This is a genomic window from Enterococcus pernyi (assembly GCF_045371165.1).
GTDB lineage: Bacteria > Bacillota > Bacilli > Lactobacillales > Enterococcaceae > Enterococcus_B > Enterococcus_B pernyi.
The window spans coordinates 115,526-132,600 of the sequence record NZ_JBIQDM010000007.1 but is presented as its reverse complement, the minus strand read 5'-3'; the positions used below and the strand labels follow the sequence as shown (position 1 = coordinate 132,600).

The 17,075-nt window shown below is 39.0% G+C and carries 15 protein-coding genes; 3 read left to right on the top strand and 12 right to left on the bottom strand.

The features are described from left to right. Positions 1–35 precede the first annotated feature (35 nt). The 4 genes from ACH0AK_RS10065 to ACH0AK_RS10050 all read right to left on the bottom strand — a co-directional run bounded on the left by ACH0AK_RS10065 (position 36) and on the right by ACH0AK_RS10050 (position 3,073). Entirely contained in the window at positions 36–728 is a 693-nt protein-coding gene (locus ACH0AK_RS10065; RefSeq protein ID WP_010735723.1) for a hypothetical protein, read from the bottom strand. A gap of 62 nt (positions 729–790) precedes the next feature. Continuing rightward, complete coding sequence (locus tag ACH0AK_RS10060; RefSeq protein WP_499796879.1) at positions 791–1,759, bottom strand: LacI family DNA-binding transcriptional regulator; 969 nt, start codon at positions 1,757–1,759, stop codon at positions 791–793. 157 nt (positions 1,760–1,916) lie between these two features. Further along, complete coding sequence (locus ACH0AK_RS10055) at positions 1,917–2,678, bottom strand: alpha/beta fold hydrolase (RefSeq protein ID WP_096081472.1); 762 nt, start codon at positions 2,676–2,678, stop codon at positions 1,917–1,919. 8 nt (positions 2,679–2,686) lie between these two features. Beyond that, positions 2,687–3,073 carry a hypothetical protein gene (locus tag ACH0AK_RS10050; RefSeq protein WP_041684187.1) on the bottom strand — a complete coding sequence of 129 codons (387 nt, stop codon included), beginning with the start codon at positions 3,071–3,073 and terminating at the stop codon, positions 2,687–2,689. A 137-nt stretch (positions 3,074–3,210) separates the two neighbouring features. Between ACH0AK_RS10050 and ACH0AK_RS10045 the strand changes: the two genes are divergently transcribed. Then, positions 3,211–3,759: a DUF2179 domain-containing protein gene (locus ACH0AK_RS10045; protein WP_019724126.1), complete on the top strand. Its 549-nt coding sequence runs from the start codon at positions 3,211–3,213 to the stop codon at positions 3,757–3,759. Between the two features lie 138 nt (positions 3,760–3,897). After that, positions 3,898–4,509, top strand: coding sequence for a hypothetical protein (locus tag ACH0AK_RS10040; protein ID WP_041684186.1), 612 nt, complete (start codon positions 3,898–3,900; stop codon positions 4,507–4,509). Positions 4,510–4,672: 163 nt separating this feature from the next. Here the strand turns inward: ACH0AK_RS10040 and ACH0AK_RS10035 are convergent, their stop codons facing one another. From ACH0AK_RS10035 to ACH0AK_RS10005, 7 genes are all read right to left on the bottom strand, one after another. Next, a complete protein-coding gene (locus ACH0AK_RS10035; RefSeq protein WP_169058244.1) occupies positions 4,673–5,524 on the bottom strand; it encodes a DUF1803 domain-containing protein in 852 nt (283 codons plus the stop codon). A 98-nt stretch (positions 5,525–5,622) separates the two neighbouring features. Continuing rightward, on the bottom strand, positions 5,623–6,549 hold the full coding sequence (locus ACH0AK_RS10030) for a manganese-dependent inorganic pyrophosphatase (RefSeq protein ID WP_019724232.1): 927 nt from the start codon (positions 6,547–6,549) through the stop codon (positions 5,623–5,625). An 84-nt stretch (positions 6,550–6,633) separates the two neighbouring features. After that, entirely contained in the window at positions 6,634–7,395 is a 762-nt protein-coding gene (gene pflA, locus ACH0AK_RS10025; protein ID WP_010735731.1) for a pyruvate formate-lyase-activating protein, read from the bottom strand. A gap of 198 nt (positions 7,396–7,593) precedes the next feature. Beyond that, a complete protein-coding gene (gene pflB, locus ACH0AK_RS10020; protein WP_010735732.1) occupies positions 7,594–9,825 on the bottom strand; it encodes a formate C-acetyltransferase in 2,232 nt (743 codons plus the stop codon). Positions 9,826–10,098: 273 nt separating this feature from the next. Beyond that, positions 10,099–12,549 carry a DNA topoisomerase IV subunit A gene (parC, locus tag ACH0AK_RS10015; protein ID WP_499796878.1) on the bottom strand — a complete coding sequence of 817 codons (2,451 nt, stop codon included), beginning with the start codon at positions 12,547–12,549 and terminating at the stop codon, positions 10,099–10,101. A gap of 11 nt (positions 12,550–12,560) precedes the next feature. Further along, entirely contained in the window at positions 12,561–14,606 is a 2,046-nt protein-coding gene (gene parE, locus ACH0AK_RS10010; protein WP_023519491.1) for a DNA topoisomerase IV subunit B, read from the bottom strand. A 269-nt stretch (positions 14,607–14,875) separates the two neighbouring features. Then, complete coding sequence (locus tag ACH0AK_RS10005; protein WP_226076326.1) at positions 14,876–15,301, bottom strand: CoA-binding protein; 426 nt, start codon at positions 15,299–15,301, stop codon at positions 14,876–14,878. A gap of 97 nt (positions 15,302–15,398) precedes the next feature. Here ACH0AK_RS10005 and plsY point away from each other — a divergent pair, with 97 nt between their 5' ends. After that, positions 15,399–16,034: a glycerol-3-phosphate 1-O-acyltransferase PlsY gene (gene plsY, locus ACH0AK_RS10000; protein ID WP_226076324.1), complete on the top strand. Its 636-nt coding sequence runs from the start codon at positions 15,399–15,401 to the stop codon at positions 16,032–16,034. Positions 16,035–16,171: 137 nt separating this feature from the next. On the opposite strand, the gene ACH0AK_RS09995 is transcribed toward plsY, so the two are convergent. After that, entirely contained in the window at positions 16,172–17,047 is an 876-nt protein-coding gene (locus tag ACH0AK_RS09995) for an aldose 1-epimerase family protein (RefSeq protein ID WP_010735737.1), read from the bottom strand. Between the last annotated feature and the right edge of the window lie 28 nt (positions 17,048–17,075).

Here is a 17,075-nt window from a genome sequence, read left to right as displayed (position 1 = left end):
GGAACAACTTTTTCTCATACTTGAGCAGTCACTACTTATTGGAAATAACCATTGCCTTTCAAGGAATTACCTTGGTCATTGATCAGGCCTTCCAACGAACGATCTAATACTCCATGAGTTTTCTTACTTGAACTTTTCTCTTGGTTCATTGTTACACCTTGTTTTCCATCATAGGGTGTATTTTCTGTTTCAAATAAAAGATACGCATTCTTTTCTTTTTTGATCGAAGCGAGCAATTCTTCTTCAGAGATTTTATTTTTCTTCGGATCAGGAATGATCGAAGCTGGTACGTACTTAGGTACAAAATAAGAACGTTCTCTTCCCGAACTATTGAATACACTTCGTGATTGGCTTGTTTTTTCTTGTGTTGGTCTTTGCTCTGAAGGGCTGGCATGACGATTATAGCCAAAATTCGTCTGACTGTTTCGTTTGGTTTGTGTTTTTTTACTCTGCCTATAGTCTGGCAAATTTTGTTTATGTTTTGCTAGATTTGCTTTTTGTGTTGAAGCATGCCGAACATTGACTGTCGAATGAGGATTTTTTTCATTTTTTGAATAATCCTCAAAATGAAATTCATTGATTTGCTCGAACAATGGTTTGTCGCTTGTATCGGTCATCAGATCATCTTGTCCGTCAAACAGCACACGCCTATTTTCATTTTTTAACTTTACACCTATGTGATCATCGTATGCAGGAAAGCGAAAATGTTTTCGTTTGATTTCTGTCATGTAAACCATCCTTTTTAAGTGGACTTTCTCTTATAATAGCACAAATCGTCTATTTTCTATAGCTAAGCGTTAGTCTTATTTAACTTTCTTGTCGTTTCACGAATGATCAATTCTGGGAAAAAGTTACGGTATCCTTGGCTTGCTCCTTTTTCAGTAATTTTCTTTAATAGCATTTCGCCGCACACTTCCCCCATACGAATGATGTCTTGTTTAACGGTAGTCAGTTTTGGGGAACTGATTTGATCAAGAAATACGCCATCGAAACCAATAACGCCAAATTGATCGGGTAACTGTCCGCCAACTTGTGTGATGCCACGAACGATACCAAGCGCTAAACGATCAGAACTGCAAACAAAACACGTTTTATCTGAAAATTCGTCCCAATGTTCCGTGATATATTTTTCTGGTGTGGTGGAATGATTATCAAAACGCAGCATTTTCGGAGTTAGCCCAGCCTCTTCCATCACTTTTAGATAGCCCGCTTCTCTAGATAGTTCAAAAGGTTCTGCTTCATCAATGCCGATATAAACAACCGTTTGATAACCAACTTCTAAGGCATATTGTGTCGCTTTGGCGGTCCCATATTGATTATCGCTATCAACATAATCATAGCCCATACGATTTTCACCAAATAACACGACTGGCTTTTCTAGACGATTGATCCAATCAAAATCTCTTTGACGCACGCCAGTGATGATATAACCATCGCAGGAGCCGACGTCAAAAGCATCGTTGGTCACTAATTGCAAGGAATAGTGCTCTTTACCAATCCTTTTAGCAATTCCCATGAGTAGATTCATATAATAGGGTTCCGTGGTATCGATTTCCTCAAGAATAAACAACTTGATGATCTGTGAACGGTTCGAAACTAACGCTTTTGCTGCAATATTTGGACGATAATCCAATTCAGCCATGGCTGTAAAAACTAGTTCCTTTAGCTCATCAGTGACTTGTTCTGGATGATTGATCACCCGAGAAACCGTCATTTTCGAGACATTTGCTCGTTTAGCTACATCTGCCAATGTTGGCATAAAATCTCCCCTTCCATGCCTAATTCCATAACTATAGTCATTATAGCAAAGATTTGTGCTAAAAAAGAGCAACTCTGAAGTAGTTCTGAAAAAAAAATCTATCAAAGAAAAAAATTTCTCTTTGATAGACGTTTTATCTATTTAGTCCTCTTACTTACTATATAGACACAGCCATCATTTGGCTCAAAAAATCCGCTGCTTCATCCATCAATGGGACTTCAACCATATGACGTTTTTCCGAAGAAGCACGAAAGACGATTCCCTTACCATAAGACTTATCTTGGTTTTTTTTGACAAATTTAGACACTTGTCGAAAAGGAATCTTTTCATCTTTTTCACCATGCCAGAAAAATAAAGGACGACCTGCTAATTTTTCTGGTTGTAAAGATAGATCATATTGGTTAACCCAAGAAATCAAATCAAAGTAGTCAACGGGCAACTTGTACTGGAATTCTTGTGCTCTACGTGAGATTTCTTCACCATATTCAAGTGGTGATGGTGATCCCATCAAACAAATTCCGCCAGTGATTTCTGGGTGTTTGGCTAGCAATGCACAAGTGGTCATTCCACCCATTGACACACCACCCACAGCTAATTTATCTGAAAGAAGTTCACGTTTTTTTAGATGTTCGATCAATGTATCAAACTCGAATAGATTCCCGTAGATACTACTCCAAAAAGTAAAGGAAGGAATTTTTGAAACGGGTTGTTTACGCTCGCCATGGTTCATCGCATCTGGAAGCAAAACTCGCATCCCTTTTTTAGCCATTTTTCTACCTTGAGTCAATACAAGCTCCTTGCTTGTCTGCCAACCATGATAGTAGATCACTACTGGGATTTTCTCTGTCTTCAACTCTTTTTGGACAACTTCTAATACGGGTATGTTTTTGATGGTTCGTTTCAAAATAATTGGATTCACTGATTGATTCACCTGATTTTCATTAGATTGGTTGACCGTAAAGACAACCATAAACTTAGCATGACTTGTACAAGGCATAGTAGCCCAAATGTAATAGTATAAAAATCCATTCTTTTAACAAAGAATAACATGGCGAATATTCCTATGGTTCCTAATCCTATGGATAAGGCTGGGGAAATCGACATTTTAAAGAAGCTAGCCACACTACCAAAAATATTACCAATAAACACCATTAGAAAAAGAAAAATACTTAATATTACCCCATCAGTTAGTGAGATTGGGAATAACAAGGAATTCGCTTCAATGGGTTGTTGGATCGCATGGGTCCCTAAATACATACTAAGAAAAATACTACATATATGACTGACTCCAATGACCCTGTTCATTCGCTTCATCGCGCTCACCTGACTCTCTTTATAATTCTATTATAATCATTTTATCATTTTTTTAAAGTAATAAACGTTTATTCTTTTCTTCAATCGCATTATTTCTGATATGATGAACATAGACGCTACTGAAAGGAGTTCTTATTATGTTCGATCCAAAAATGTTAGCGATGATCTTTTTCATCAATTTCGCTTACATCACATTAAATACCCTACGCTTTATGTTGACCATGAAAGGCTATCGCTACATCGCTCCATTAGTTAGTATGGTTGAGATCACTATTTATATCGTTGGTTTATCGCTGGTTTTAGACCGCTTAGATAATCCATTGAATTTGTTCGTTTATGCGTTAGGCTATGCTGTTGGTATCAGTGTTGGGATTGCCATTGAGGATAAATTAGCACTAGGATATATCATGGTAACGACGATCCTACCAGCAAATACTTCAGAGGATAAAAATTTACCGATCATTCTTCGACAAAATGGGTTTGGAGTGACTCAAACGTCAGCAACTGGTTTAGAAGGTGAACGGTTAGTTCTAGAGATTTTATCTCCACGCAAAAGTGAACGTGAGCTTTATCGCTTGATCAAAGAAGTTGAAGAACGCGCTTTTATTATCTCCTACGAACCAAAATATATTTCTGGCGGATTCTGGACAAAGAAAGTGCGCAAACGTCGAAGTAATGTGAAATGAATATTCACAAAATAGACGATGATCCGATGAAATTTTTTCATCCGACCATCGTCTATTTATTTGTTTTATTAAAAACCATCGACAATTCCTCATCATTTTGTTATTATATTGTATATCATTAAATTTATGGGAGTACTTATGGAAATACAACAAAAAACAACGACCTATCTACATTGGGGATCTGTTTTTGCCGTTTTGAATGCTTTACTTTTTTTCTTTTATGCTTATTTTAAGACTTCAAGCATCCCATGCAATTCATTTGGCTGGTTATTGCTTGACCATTCCGAGCTGAACCAATCGACTGACAACCCAACATTCTTGATTCTTTCTACTTTCTGCGGCCTTATCTTCTCGTTATGTTTCGCCGCCTATTTTGCTAAAAAAAAGATGAATACATTTAATGAAGTAAATGTTATTTTCGTGATACTGAAATCACTGAACCTTTTAACAGCTATGCTCTATACGGTTAATCAAGATTCACTTTTTTTCTTCATTATTAACGGTTTAGTTGTGATTTTAACGATATTTACTTTCTTTATTTTTTCATTGATCACCAAGCAATTAAGAATGCCAATGGTCATACAAACCAGCACCTTTTTCTGTTTTTGCTATAGTCTCGTAGCACTATTCATCCTAGCCTTTGCGCCATCGATTAATTCTGCCAATATCCAAATCACTAGTAATATTCTAGATATCTTGTTTATTGGGAATTTGGCTTATATGATGCGGCATTTTCGTAAAGCAGCATGATCCCAATGAGATCTGGACAGGAGTGTTAAGTCTCGTGAAATCAGGCAGCATCCACAAAAATTATTTTCTAATTTTTGTGGATGCTGCCTGATTTTTCGAAGTAGTTCCTTCTGTTCTCACTTTTTTCGGTTTTAGTCGGCGGGATCCCCGACAATTGTTGAGGTCATATTTTCTTGATATAAGAATAAGATTTTAAATCCAATTGCCGCATGACTTCGACCAACGCTTGTTCTTTAATAAAGGCGGCTTGCATCGGTGTTTCCGTTGAAGGTTTATATTTTTGTAGCAATGCGTCATTCCTATCCTCTGTTACAGGCAAGAGCAATTGATATTGCTCCTGTTGGACAACAACCCCCGCTAATAATAAGGCATCTAAAAAAATCGACTCACGGCGTTTTTTGTATTTGTTTTCACAAATTCGTTCGATAATCACTTCTATTTGGTCAAAAAAATAGGTTTCATTCACATCGCCAATCAACTGACCTAGAGCCTGAAATTCCTCAGATAGTGGGGTTTGCTGTTTTTGGAGATGGAAATACGTTGGTAAAGAAACCACGTTCTCTCCTTGGTTGAGCGTTACAAAGCGATAGTTCTCATTTCCTGCTTCCAACCGCACAATCGTAGGAACTGAAAAAGTAGTGGCATAAAAATAAGGAGACGTTGTTTCATGGCAGAAATCCCAAATTTCTTCTGATAAGAAGAGATTTCTGAGGTGTTCCGGTTGTTTCATTAATTCATTGATCAATTCTTTAGTCAGTTGATTGATCTCTGTTTGGAAATCTCCTTGGTCATAGACCGGAAAAGCACAGCGGTAACGGCGATTTTCTCGGATGATCAAGCCACTATCGATCATTTGATCAAGAAAGTGTTCCATTTTCTTTTGGGGAAATGCTTTCTTTAGTTGGCGTAAAATGACCTCTTGTGAGCCTTGTTCGATCAAATAGTCGATCATTGGTTGGAAGAGCGGATGCTCAATTAGTTTTCGTTCGTTCTCTAAAGAATAAAAATATTGCATATCTGTTTACCTGCTTTCTATGTGACACCTTGAATGAAAAAAGCGGGAGGTCCCAGCCAACTGGTTACACTCCCACTCCCTTCTTCCAATCTCATTGCCTAATTGAAAACTTCTGTTAATTGAGGTACCACTTGTTTTTTACGTGAAACGACCCCTTGTAAAAATGCGCGATTATTTTCTAACTTCACGCCAAAAGCTTGTTCAACTTGTTCTTTTCTTTCACCAGCAATCAATAATTCTGAGTTGCTGTTCAAGATGTCTGTTACAACAAGAACAAAAAGATCATACCCATTTGTCGCGATCTCTGTTTGCATAGCAGTTTCAAGTTCAGCTTGACGATCCATTACTTCATTTAGATCAACTGTATTGACTTGAGCGATACGAACACTTGCTTCACCCATAGGGAAACTTTTCGCATCTAGATCAAGTAATACTTCTGCTGGTTTATCACTTAGATTTGTACCTGCTTTCAACATGTCTAAACCATACGCTTCTAAGTCTACACCAGAGATTTCAACTAGCTCTTTTGCAGCCAATTGATCTGCTTCTGTTGAAGTTGGTGATTTGAACAACAATGTATCTGAAATGATTGCTGATAACATGATTCCAGCGATTTCTTTCGGAATCTCAATTTGATTTTCTTTAAATAATTTTAGAATGATCGTACTTGTACAACCCACTGGTTCAGCACGATAATACAATGGATTCGCTGTTTCAAAGTTGGCGATACGATGATGGTCAACTACTGCTAGAATCGTAGCTTCCGCAATATCTACCACACTTTGTTGGAATTCATTATGATCGACAAGCATGACATCTGCTTGTTCCTCTTTGATCGATGTGATCACTCGAGGCGCCTCTAATTTGAAGTAATCTAGTGCAAATTGTGTTTCTTCACTTGGCGTGCCTAAAGCGACAGGCTCAGCGTTTACTCCTAATTGATTTTGCAAATATGAAAATGCAATCGCTGCTCCAATTGCATCTGTATCAGGATTTTGATGACCAAAAACTAAAACTTTTGACATTTGACTCGCTCCTTTTTGTTTTCTCCTATTCAATAATAGCAAAAAAACGGAAAGAAGCAATACTTATCTTCCTTCCGTTCGCGTCTATCTAGTTAAATACTTTGTATAATCTTCGATATGAAGAAGACGTTTTGCATTTTCTACTCGTTCTTTTGTCGGTGGTTCGATTCCTTCTAATGGATACGTCAAACCAAGCGTTTCCCATTTGTATTTACCCATTGTATGATAAGGAAGGATTTCCACACGATCGACATTTTCAAGTGTTTTGATGAATGCATCAAGGCGGATCAAATACTCATCATAGTCACTACGTTCTGGGACTAACACATGACGAATCCAGACAGGTTTCTTGATATCTGAAAGATACTGAGCCATTTCTAAGATATTTTCATTGCCCCAATGAGTTAATTTTTTATGTGCTTCGTTATCGATGTGTTTGATATCGAATAACAGTAAGTCCGTATAGTTCATCAACTCTTCAAAACGAGAAAAGAAAGGCTCATCATGGCTAAATGGTTTTCCACATGTGTCGATTGTTGTATGAATGCCACGTTCTTTCGCCTTTTGGAATAATTCGATCAGGAAATCGATCTGCAATAAAGGTTCACCACCACTGATCGTGATCCCTCCTTGTTTCCCCCAATAAGAACGGTAACGTTCTGCTTGGTCTAAAATTGCATCTGTGGTATATTCTTTTCCTCCACCAATATTCCAGGTGTCTGGGTTATGGCAAAATTCACAACGCATGCGACAACCTTGCATGAAGACGACAAAGCGAACGCCTGGTCCATCTACAGACCCAAATGTTTCAATCGAATGGACATAGCCTTTTGTTTGTTCTTCCATTTTAATCACTTCTTTTCTTTAGTTTCTTTCGTTATGAGCCACGGACAATGTTGCGACTTCTCAACATGCTGTGAAGAGGAGATCTATCTGTTTGCCTCTAACACTCTATATATCCTTTTTTTACATATAGTTGTAAAAAAGGAAGACAAAAGCTCATGCGGAACTTTTGCCTTTCCTTTTTACACTGCATTAATTGTCTTACATTCTGTCGTGTGACGTTCTCATTAATACGTCTAATTGTTGTTCTCTTGTCAAGTCACGGAATTTAACCGCATATCCAGAAACACGGATCGTTAAGTTTGGATATTTCATTGGGTTTTCCATGGCATCACGCAATAAGTCATTACTGAATACGTTCACGTTCAAGTGGTATGCTCCTCTTGAGAAGTAACCATCTAAGACGTTACGTAAGTTGTCGATTCTTGTTTCTTCATCTTTCCCTAAACCAGAAGGGTTGATTGTTTGTGTATTAGAGATACCATCACGTGCGTGTGCATAGTTGAATTTCGCAGTTGAGTTCAAGCTTGCAAGCAACCCATTTTGTTCTGCTTGATAACTTGGGTTTGCACCAGGTGCTAAAGGTTTACCAGCTTCACGTCCGTCAGGTGTATTCCCAGTATTTTTCCCGTAAACGACATTTGATGTGATCGTTAATAATGAAGTTGTCGGAGTTGAATTACGGTAAGTTTTATGACGTTTGATTTGACCCATGAAGTATTCTAAGATCCATTCAGCGATCTCATCGGCACGGTCATCGTCATTACCATATTTAGGGAAGTCACCAGTTACTTCAAAGTCAACTGTGATCCCTTTGTCATTACGGATTGGTTTAACTTGTGCATATTTGATTGCAGATAAGCTATCTGCTGCGTGAGAGATACCTGCGATACCTGTCGCAAATGTACGTTTCAAGTCTGTATCCATGACAGCTAATTGTGCTGCTTCATAAGAATATTTGTCGTGCATATAGTGGATGATGTTTAGCGTATTGACATAAAGCTCAGCTAACCAGTCCATGATGTTCATGAAGTTGTGTTTTACTTCTTCAAAGTCTAATGTGTCGCTTGTGATCGGACGATACTCAGGACCTACTTGTGCGCCTGTCATTTCATCCACGCCACCGTTGATCGCGTATAACAAAGCCTTAGCTAAGTTTGCGCGAGCACCGAAGAATTGCATATCTTTACCAACAACCGTTCCAGATACACAACATGCAATCGCACAGTCATCTGAACCCCATTGTTCACGAAGCAAGTTATCATTTTCAAATTGGATCGAAGAACTTTCGATCGCAATTTTACTTGCATACGTTCTGAAGCCTTCTGGTAAGTTTTCTGAGTATAAAACAGTCAAGTTTGGTTCTGGTGAAGGTCCCATATTTGTCAATGTGTGCAACATACGGAAATCATTTTTTGTGACTAATGAACGTCCGTCTAAGCCCATACCAGCGATTGATAAGGTTGCCCAGATCGGGAAGCCAGAGAACAATTGGTTGTATTCAGGCGTACGTGCAAATTTCACCATACGTAATTTCATTACTAAATGGTCGATTAATTCTTGTGCTTCTTTTTCAGTGATCACACCGTTGTCTAAATCACGTTGGATATAAATGTCTAAGAATGCAGAGATACGTCCGATCGACATAGCTGCACCATTTTGAGATTTGATTGCAGCTAGATAACCAAAGTATAACCATTGAACGGCTTCTTTTGCGTTTGCAGCTGGTTTTGAAATGTCATACCCATATTTTGCAGCCATTTCTTTCATTTGAGCTAATGCACGATATTGTTCTGAGATTTCTTCACGAAGACGGATAACCTCTTCACTCATCGTATGGTAGCCTGTATTGTCATGGTCTTTTTTCTTTTGAGCCATCAAATAGTCGATTCCGTATAATGCGATACGACGGTAGTCACCGATGATGCGGCCACGTCCGTAAGCGTCAGGAAGTCCAGTGATGATCTTGTTTTTACGTGCAGCACGCATTTCTGCAGTATAAGCATCGAATACACCTTGGTTATGTGTTTTTCTCCAGTCTGTGAAAATATGTGTTAACTCTTCTTTTGGCTCATAGCCGTTACTTGTTAACGCATGATTCGCCATGTTGATGCCACCAAATGGCATGAATGCTTGTTTCAAAGGAGTTTCAGTTTGCAGACCGACGATTTTTTCTAAATCTTTGTCTAGGTATCCTGCTTCGTGAGAAGTGATTGTTGATACGACATCTGTATCCATGTCATATACACCATTACGTTCAAATTGGATATCATTCAATTTTTGTAATTTTTCCCACAAATTTTCTGTTGCTTCAGTGGGTTTTTCTAAAAAGCTGTCATCACCGCGGTATTCTGTATAGTTGTTTTGGATAAAGTCACGTGTATCCACGCCTTCTTTCCACTTAGTTCCTTTAAATCCATTCCATTGTTCCATCGTATGGACCTCCCGTTTCTGTTTTATGTAACAGTTTTTACGTGATAAGTATAACACATGTCACCTCCAATGCAAGGGTTTTCTTGTTTTTTTATTAACAAATAAAGCAAATATAAAATAATAGTAGTTATTAAAGCTGATACATAGGCATTTATCTATTGTGAATCTATTCATATTTTATTTGTGCAAGTCTTAATTTTATGTTAATAAATAAAAAATAGCTGGCAACTGTAATAATACAGTTGCCAGCTATCCCATAAAAAACTATAACAGTTATTCCTTGATATCCATCGTTGGAGAATCAATCACCATTTGTACTTCTCCGCCTTTTTTCTCATCTAAAACAAATGAACCGTTGGACGTACGATCACCAATTGGATAATCCGTCGGATCGATTGGTAATTCTTGTCCTTTTTGATTGATCAACGTCATCGTTTTGGCATGCCCCTCTGACATATAGATCACTCGATGTGGTTGTTTCTTCAATTCTCGCAATACAGTCACACCTCGTTTGGCACGAGAAGTCTGACTGATTTCTTGTGCAAGCATTCGTTTTACTGCCCCACGCTGGCTGACGATAACGATAGGCGTATCTCCTTCTGCTAAGACAAGTAAACCATTAACGACATAATCTTCTTCTTTCAAATTGATCGATTTGACACCTGCAGCCTTCGTTCCAACAACTGGCACTTCAGTCAACGGATAGCGTAGGCCCATTCCTTGATGCGTAACAAGGAAAATATCACGATCTGTTTGTTCTTTTTCAAGATAGACAGCCACTAATTCATCTTCACTGGCTTTTAGCTTCATGCCACTCAATGGACGACTCTTATACGTACGCCATGGTTCAAAATCTGTCATCCGCGTCTGTTTGATCAAGCCGTTTTTACTGATAAATACAAATGTTTTTTCGGAATCGATTTTCTGATAGGGGAATACCGCTAAAATGGATTCATCAACAGCTAGATTCACTATCGTTTGTGAGATATGCTCACCGGCATCTTTCCATTTCAAATCTGGTAGTTCGTGAACTGGTCGATAGATCACATTGGCTTTATTGGTGACCAGTAACAAATGCTCTAACGTATTCAGTTCCCCAGCATATAGAAGATAATCTCCTTCACGCATACCGATTTCTTCTGGTTTTGATGCACTATAGGAACGAAGGCTTGTTCGTTTCACATAGCCTTCACGTGTGACACTAACAATGACATCCTCTTGCGCAACTAATACTTGTGTATCGATTTTGATTTCTTCGATTTCATCTTCGATCATCGTCAAGCGAGAAGAAGCATATTTCTTCTTGACTTCACGTAGTTCTTTTTTCATGACAGAAAATAATTCTTTATCGTTTGAAAGGATTTTATTTAATTCAGTGATCAGAGCAATCAATTCTTGCGATTCACGGCGTAGTTCGGTAATGTCTGTATTCGTCAAACGATAAAGCTGTAACGTAACGATTGCTTCAGCTTGTTCTTCTGTAAATTGGAACATTTGGACTAAATTGTGCTTCGCATCTTTTTTATCTTTACTCTCACGGATCGTTGCAATGACTTCATCTAAAATCGATAGAGCTTTCATCAGCCCTTCAACGATATGTTGTCTTCTTTGCGCTTTCTCCAAGTCAAACTGACTACGTTTGGTGATCACTTGTTTGCGGTGCTCGATGTAACTACTTAAAATATCCTTCAACCCTACTTGATGAGGGGTCATATGATCGATTGCCACCATATTGAAGTTGTAGTTGATCTGTAATTCGGTATTCTTGAATAAATAATTCAAGATTCCTTGAGCGTTAGCGTCTTTTTTCAATTCCACAACGATCTGTAGACCCGTACGATCACTTTCGTCACGAACTTCTGCGATCCCATCGATTTTCTTGTTCAAGCGTATCTCATCCATTTTTTTGACAAGAGTCGCTTTGTTCACTTCGTAAGGAATCTCAGTGATCACGATTTGTTGCTTGTTTCCTTTGATAGATTCGATCGCCGTTTTTGAGCGTAGGATCACTTTCCCACGACCAGTTTCATAAGCTTTCTTGATTTCATCTTTTCCTTGTAAAATGCCCCCAGTTGGAAAATCAGGACCTGGAATGAATTCCATCAATTTGTCTAAGCTGGCTTGTGGATGGTCGATCATATAGACCGTTCCATCAATGACTTCCGCGAGATTGTGCGTTGGTATCTCAGTAGCATAGCCCGCAGAGATACCGGTTGATCCATTGACTAATAGATTGGGGTATCTCGCTGGTAATACAGTCGGCTCTTTTTCAGTGTCATCAAAGTTCCACACAAGGTCGACCGTATTTTTTTCGATATCAGCAAGCATCTCACCACTCAATTTCGATAAGCGCGCTTCTGTATAACGCATCGCCGCTGGTGGGTCTCCGTCCATACTTCCGTTGTTTCCGTGCATTTCTACGAGTACTTCTCGTAGTTTCCAATCTTGGCTCATACGAACCATTGCATCATAGATACTGCTGTCACCATGAGGATGATAATTACCCATGATATTCCCGACAGATTTTGCTGATTTACGGAATCCTTTATCAAACGTATTGCCGTCTTTGTTCATCGCAAATAAAATACGACGTTGAACGGGTTTCAGACCATCACGGATATCCGGCAAAGCACGTTCTTGAATAATATATTTCGAGTAACGTCCGAAGCGGTCACCCATCACTTCTTCTAACGTTAATTCTTGGATTTCTTGACGTTCTTCCATTAGGTGACCTCCTATTCTACCTCTACTGATTGTTCATTTTTGTTTTCTTCTGCGCGTTCTTCTTCTAATAGGTCATTAGAAACAGACGCGGAAGTCTCAGTTTCTTCTTTTTTGTCTAGAATACTACGTTCTTCTTCTAAGCTGAATTGGACATGGTTTTCGATCCATTTACGACGTGGTTCGACTTTATCCCCCATCAAGGTGGTTACGCGTCGCTCTGCTTGCGCAGCATCATCGATCCTCACCCGGATCAAGGTCCGAGAGGTTGGGTCCATCGTCGTTTCCCATAACTGCTCCGCATTCATCTCCCCAAGACCTTTGTACCGTTGCAACATATAGCCTTTACCGACAGTCTTAATGACTGCAGCTAATTCGTCATCGGTCCATGCATACTCGACTACTTGTTTTTTCCCTTGGCCTTTAGATACTTTATATAGCGGCGGTAAAGCAATGTAAACTTTCCCTGCTTCGATCAATGGTTTCATATAGCGATAGAAAAATGTCAACAACAAGACTTGGATATGGGCACCATCGGTATCCGCATCGGTCATGATGATGATCTTGTCATAGTTGCAATCTTCAAGTGAAAATTCAGGCCCGACGCCGGCACCGATCGTATAGATCATCGTATTGATTTCTTCATTTTTTAAGATATCTTGCATTTTTGCTTTTTCGGTATTGATGACTTTTCCTCGAAGTGGCAATATCGCTTGAAATTTCCGATCTCTCCCTTGTTTGGCTGATCCACCGGCTGAATCTCCTTCGACAAGATACAATTCATTTTTCTTAGGGTTTCTCGATTGTGCAGGTGTTAATTTTCCAGAAAGTAATGATTCGCCCTTTTTACGTTTTTTTCCATTACGGCTTTCTTCTCTGGCTTTACGAGCGGCTTCCCTTGCTTCTCTCGCTTTGATTGCTTTACGGATCAGCATTTGGCTCATTTCGCTATTTTCTTGCAAGTAGAAGCCCATTTGTTCGCTCATGACATTATCAACGACGGAGCGAGCAATCGGTGTACCTAGTTTTTCTTTCGTTTGTCCTTCAAATTGTAGCAAATGTTCAGGTACCCGGATCGACAAGACTGTCGCAAGTCCTTCACGGAAGTCACTACCTTCTAGGTTCTTATCTCGTTCTTTCAACAAGCCTACTTTACGGGCATATTCATTGTAGGCTTTGGTCATTGCTGTTTTCATGCCGACTTCATGTGTCCCACCATCTTTTGTTCGCACGTTGTTAACAAACGACAGGACATTTTCAGAATAGCCATCATTATACTGATAGGCCACTTCTACTTCGATTCCTTCTTTTTCACCAGAGAAATAGACTACTGGCGTCAACGTATCTTTTTCTTCATTTAAATACGCAACGAATTCTTTGATTCCTTCTTCGTAATGAAAGACTTCTTGAACTGTTTCGTCACCTCTTAGATCTGTCAAAGTGATTTTTACACCTTTTAACAGAAATGCAGACTCTCTTAAACGTTCAGATAACGTATCATAGGAAAATTTAGTGGTTGAGAAAATACTATCATCTGGTAAGAAATGAACAGACGTCCCATTGGCTTTCTTCGTTTTGCCAATTTTTTTCAACGTTCCGTCTGGTTTTCCACCTTGTTTGAATGTTTGTTGGTATTCGATACCATCTCGGACGATCGTCACTGTTAGCCATTTAGATAAAGCATTGACGACACTGGCACCTACACCATGAAGTCCACCAGAAGTTTTATATCCTCCTTGGCCAAATTTACCGCCGGCATGTAGCACAGTGAAAATAACTTCGACCGTTGGGATACCTGAAGCATGCATGCCAACAGGCATACCACGTCCACTATCCGTAACAGTCACACTGTTATCCTCGTGGATCGTCACAGCGATTTCATTTCCGTAGCCTGATAAAGCTTCATCTACGGCATTATCAACGATTTCATAGACTAAATGATGCAAGCCTCGGCTATCAGTCGACCCGATATACATCCCTGGTCGTTTTCTTACTGCTTCTAATCCTTCAAGAACTTGGATCGAGGCATCATTGTATTCATTTTTAATTTTTTTTGCCAAGGCAAACGCTCCTTCAATAATACTTGCGATATAACCGCACCACGCTTATCATACTAGAAAAGTCCTCAAAAAAAAAGAGGGAAGGTCAGAATTACAAGAAACAACCAACCCTCCCGCTTTTTTCTTTCTTTTCTCTCAGCTTGTCAGTGGTAACGATCACTTACTCTTTTTTGATAACAGGTCAAAACATTTTTCATCACTTAGCTAAACCGTTTGCCAGTAAAAGTGTCACTGACTATCAGGATATGTGCTTCTGTTATTCCTGTTTTTTATTGTTCCATTTTTGCTAATTCGATCTTGATACAGCGATCCATGACGATATCATTTCTTTCAGCTGCTTGGAGCATTTCAGCAGCTTCTTCATTCTCAATGCCTAACTGTGCCCAGAAGACTTTCGCATCTGTTTTCAGAAAATCTACCGCTACTTCTGGTAAAAACTCACTACGGCGGAAAATATCCACGATATCAATAGGTTCATTGATATCTGTCAGCTGTGCGACAACGGTTTCGCCTAACACTTCCTCCCCTGCCAATACTGGATTGACTGGAATGATACGATAGCCGTGTTCTTGTAGTAATTGTGCGATCTGATAACTTGTCCGTTCAGGCTTATTACTTAAACCAACGACCGCGATCGTTTTTGCTTCTTGAAGATAGCGAAAGATATTCGCTTGTTCTGGATTTTTAAATGACATGTGGATGACTCCTTTCGATCGTTCGATTTTTTCGATTGTTTGAAGCATTCTTTCATGCTAAAATATACATTAGCTTCAACTTGAAAGAGGTTAAAAAATGAAAATAATCTTATTGTTTATTGTAGCATATCTTTTGGGTTCCATTCCATCTGGAGTATGGGTTGGTAAAATCTTTTTTAAAAAAGACATCCGTGAACACGGTAGTGGAAATATGGGAACGACCAATACATTTCGTGTTTTAGGTAAAACCGCTGGAATAGTGGTATTATTCATGGACATCTTAAAGGGAACATTAGCTACTGCCTTACCCGTCATCTTCCATGTCACTTCTGTCAACCCGCTATGGTTTGGTGTCTGTGCGATCTTAGGACATACATTTCCAATCTTTGCTAAGTTCAAAGGTGGCAAAGCAGTGGCGACAAGTGCCGGTATGTTATTAGGCTTCAATCCACTGTTCTTTCTTTATTCATCAGCAATTTTCGTGATCAGTTTATACTGCACGAGCATGGTAAGCTTAACGAGCATGATCAGTGCGGTCTTGATCACTTTATCCACCATCTTCTTACCATACATTGCACCAGCAATCTTACCAGAACCAAATTTACTTTTGACGTTGATTGCTTGTGGTGTCTCCGCTTTTATTTTTTACCGTCATAAAGACAATATCAAGCGTATCAAAAATAAAACAGAAAGCCGAATCCCATTCGGTTTGAATAGTAGCAAAAAGAAATAATCTTTTTGATGAATGATAAAAAACAATGCCTTCTAAACAAATGACTGATCGATTGCTCAACAATTCGTTCATTTGTTCAGAAGGCATGTTTTGTTTCATCGAACTAGATCAAGAGAACACATGTAATCGACTTGTATTTACTTGACAGTGATCGAATATTTCGTCTTGAATAATTCGTGAGCGCCTAATTGATTGATTCCTGCTTTTTCGTTCAACTGCCCATTACTATCAACAGTGTCTGCGATTCCAAACCACGGCTCGATACAAACAAATGGTGCTTCTTTAGGATAGGGCGACCATATCCCAACGTAAGGCATATCTTTGTAACTGAGGGTGACACTGTGACTAGACTTTTCACTACGGATACTGTAAGCATTCAAACCCCTTGTTTCAAATACTAACGCATCCTGGTCAAACAGCTCCCGAAATAACGCAAGGTTGGTGTTCGTTTGTCCAATCGTTTTTTGTTCCATGTCGATGAATGGTCCAGCTAATGGTAAACGCAAACGTGATTTTCTAGGAGAGAAAGCCAAATAAAAGTCTTCAAAAGTCAAACCTTCTTCTAATGGCACATTGAATGCTGGATGACCGCCAATCGAGAAATACATCTCTTCTTCCCCAATATTTTCAACTTGATAATGAACAGTGATCCCGTCTCCCCCTAATTCATAAACAAGTACCAATTCAAAATCAAACGGATAATTCTCTTTTGTTTCAGGGGTACTTTTCAGGACAAACTTCGCACGTTCTTGTTCGTGCTCCACCATCTCAAAATCCATATCACGAGCAAAACCATGTTGACCCATTGAATACGTTTTTCCTTGGTACACATATTGATCGTTTTTCAAACGTCCAACAATAGGGAAAAGAACGGGGGCATGTCTTCCCCAATACTTAGGATCGCCTTGCCAAATATATTCTAGATCATGTTCTTTTGATTTCAAACTGATCAATTCTGCTCCATGTTCGGAAATTTCAGCAATCAGCTGATCATTTTGAATAATAACAGTCATCGTCATCCTCCATCTTTTCTCAGACACT

Bases quoted from the DNA above. Each gene is read 5' to 3' on its own strand.
- ACH0AK_RS10065 (WP_010735723.1), bottom strand. From the start codon at position 728: ATGACAGAAATCAAACGAAAACATTTTCGCTTTCCTGCATACGATGAT.
- ACH0AK_RS10060 (WP_499796879.1), bottom strand. From the start codon at position 1,759: ATGCCAACATTGGCAGATGTAGCTAAACGAGCAAATGTCTCGAAAATG.
- ACH0AK_RS10050 (WP_041684187.1), bottom strand. From the start codon at position 3,073: ATGAAGCGAATGAACAGGGTCATTGGAGTCAGTCATATATGTAGTATT.
- ACH0AK_RS10045 (WP_019724126.1), top strand. From the start codon at position 3,211: ATGTTCGATCCAAAAATGTTAGCGATGATCTTTTTCATCAATTTCGCT.
- ACH0AK_RS10040 (WP_041684186.1), top strand. From the start codon at position 3,898: ATGGAAATACAACAAAAAACAACGACCTATCTACATTGGGGATCTGTT.
- ACH0AK_RS10035 (WP_169058244.1), bottom strand. From the start codon at position 5,524: ATGCAATATTTTTATTCTTTAGAGAACGAACGAAAACTAATTGAGCAT.
- ACH0AK_RS10030 (WP_019724232.1), bottom strand. From the start codon at position 6,549: ATGTCAAAAGTTTTAGTTTTTGGTCATCAAAATCCTGATACAGATGCA.
- pflA (WP_010735731.1), bottom strand. From the start codon at position 7,395: ATGGAAGAACAAACAAAAGGCTATGTCCATTCGATTGAAACATTTGGG.
- pflB (WP_010735732.1), bottom strand. From the start codon at position 9,825: ATGGAACAATGGAATGGATTTAAAGGAACTAAGTGGAAAGAAGGCGTG.
- parC (WP_499796878.1), bottom strand. From the start codon at position 12,549: ATGGAAGAACGTCAAGAAATCCAAGAATTAACGTTAGAAGAAGTGATG.
- ACH0AK_RS10005 (WP_226076326.1), bottom strand. From the start codon at position 15,301: ATGTCATTTAAAAATCCAGAACAAGCGAATATCTTTCGCTATCTTCAA.
- plsY (WP_226076324.1), top strand. From the start codon at position 15,399: ATGAAAATAATCTTATTGTTTATTGTAGCATATCTTTTGGGTTCCATT.
- ACH0AK_RS09995 (WP_010735737.1), bottom strand. From the start codon at position 17,047: ATGACTGTTATTATTCAAAATGATCAGCTGATTGCTGAAATTTCCGAA.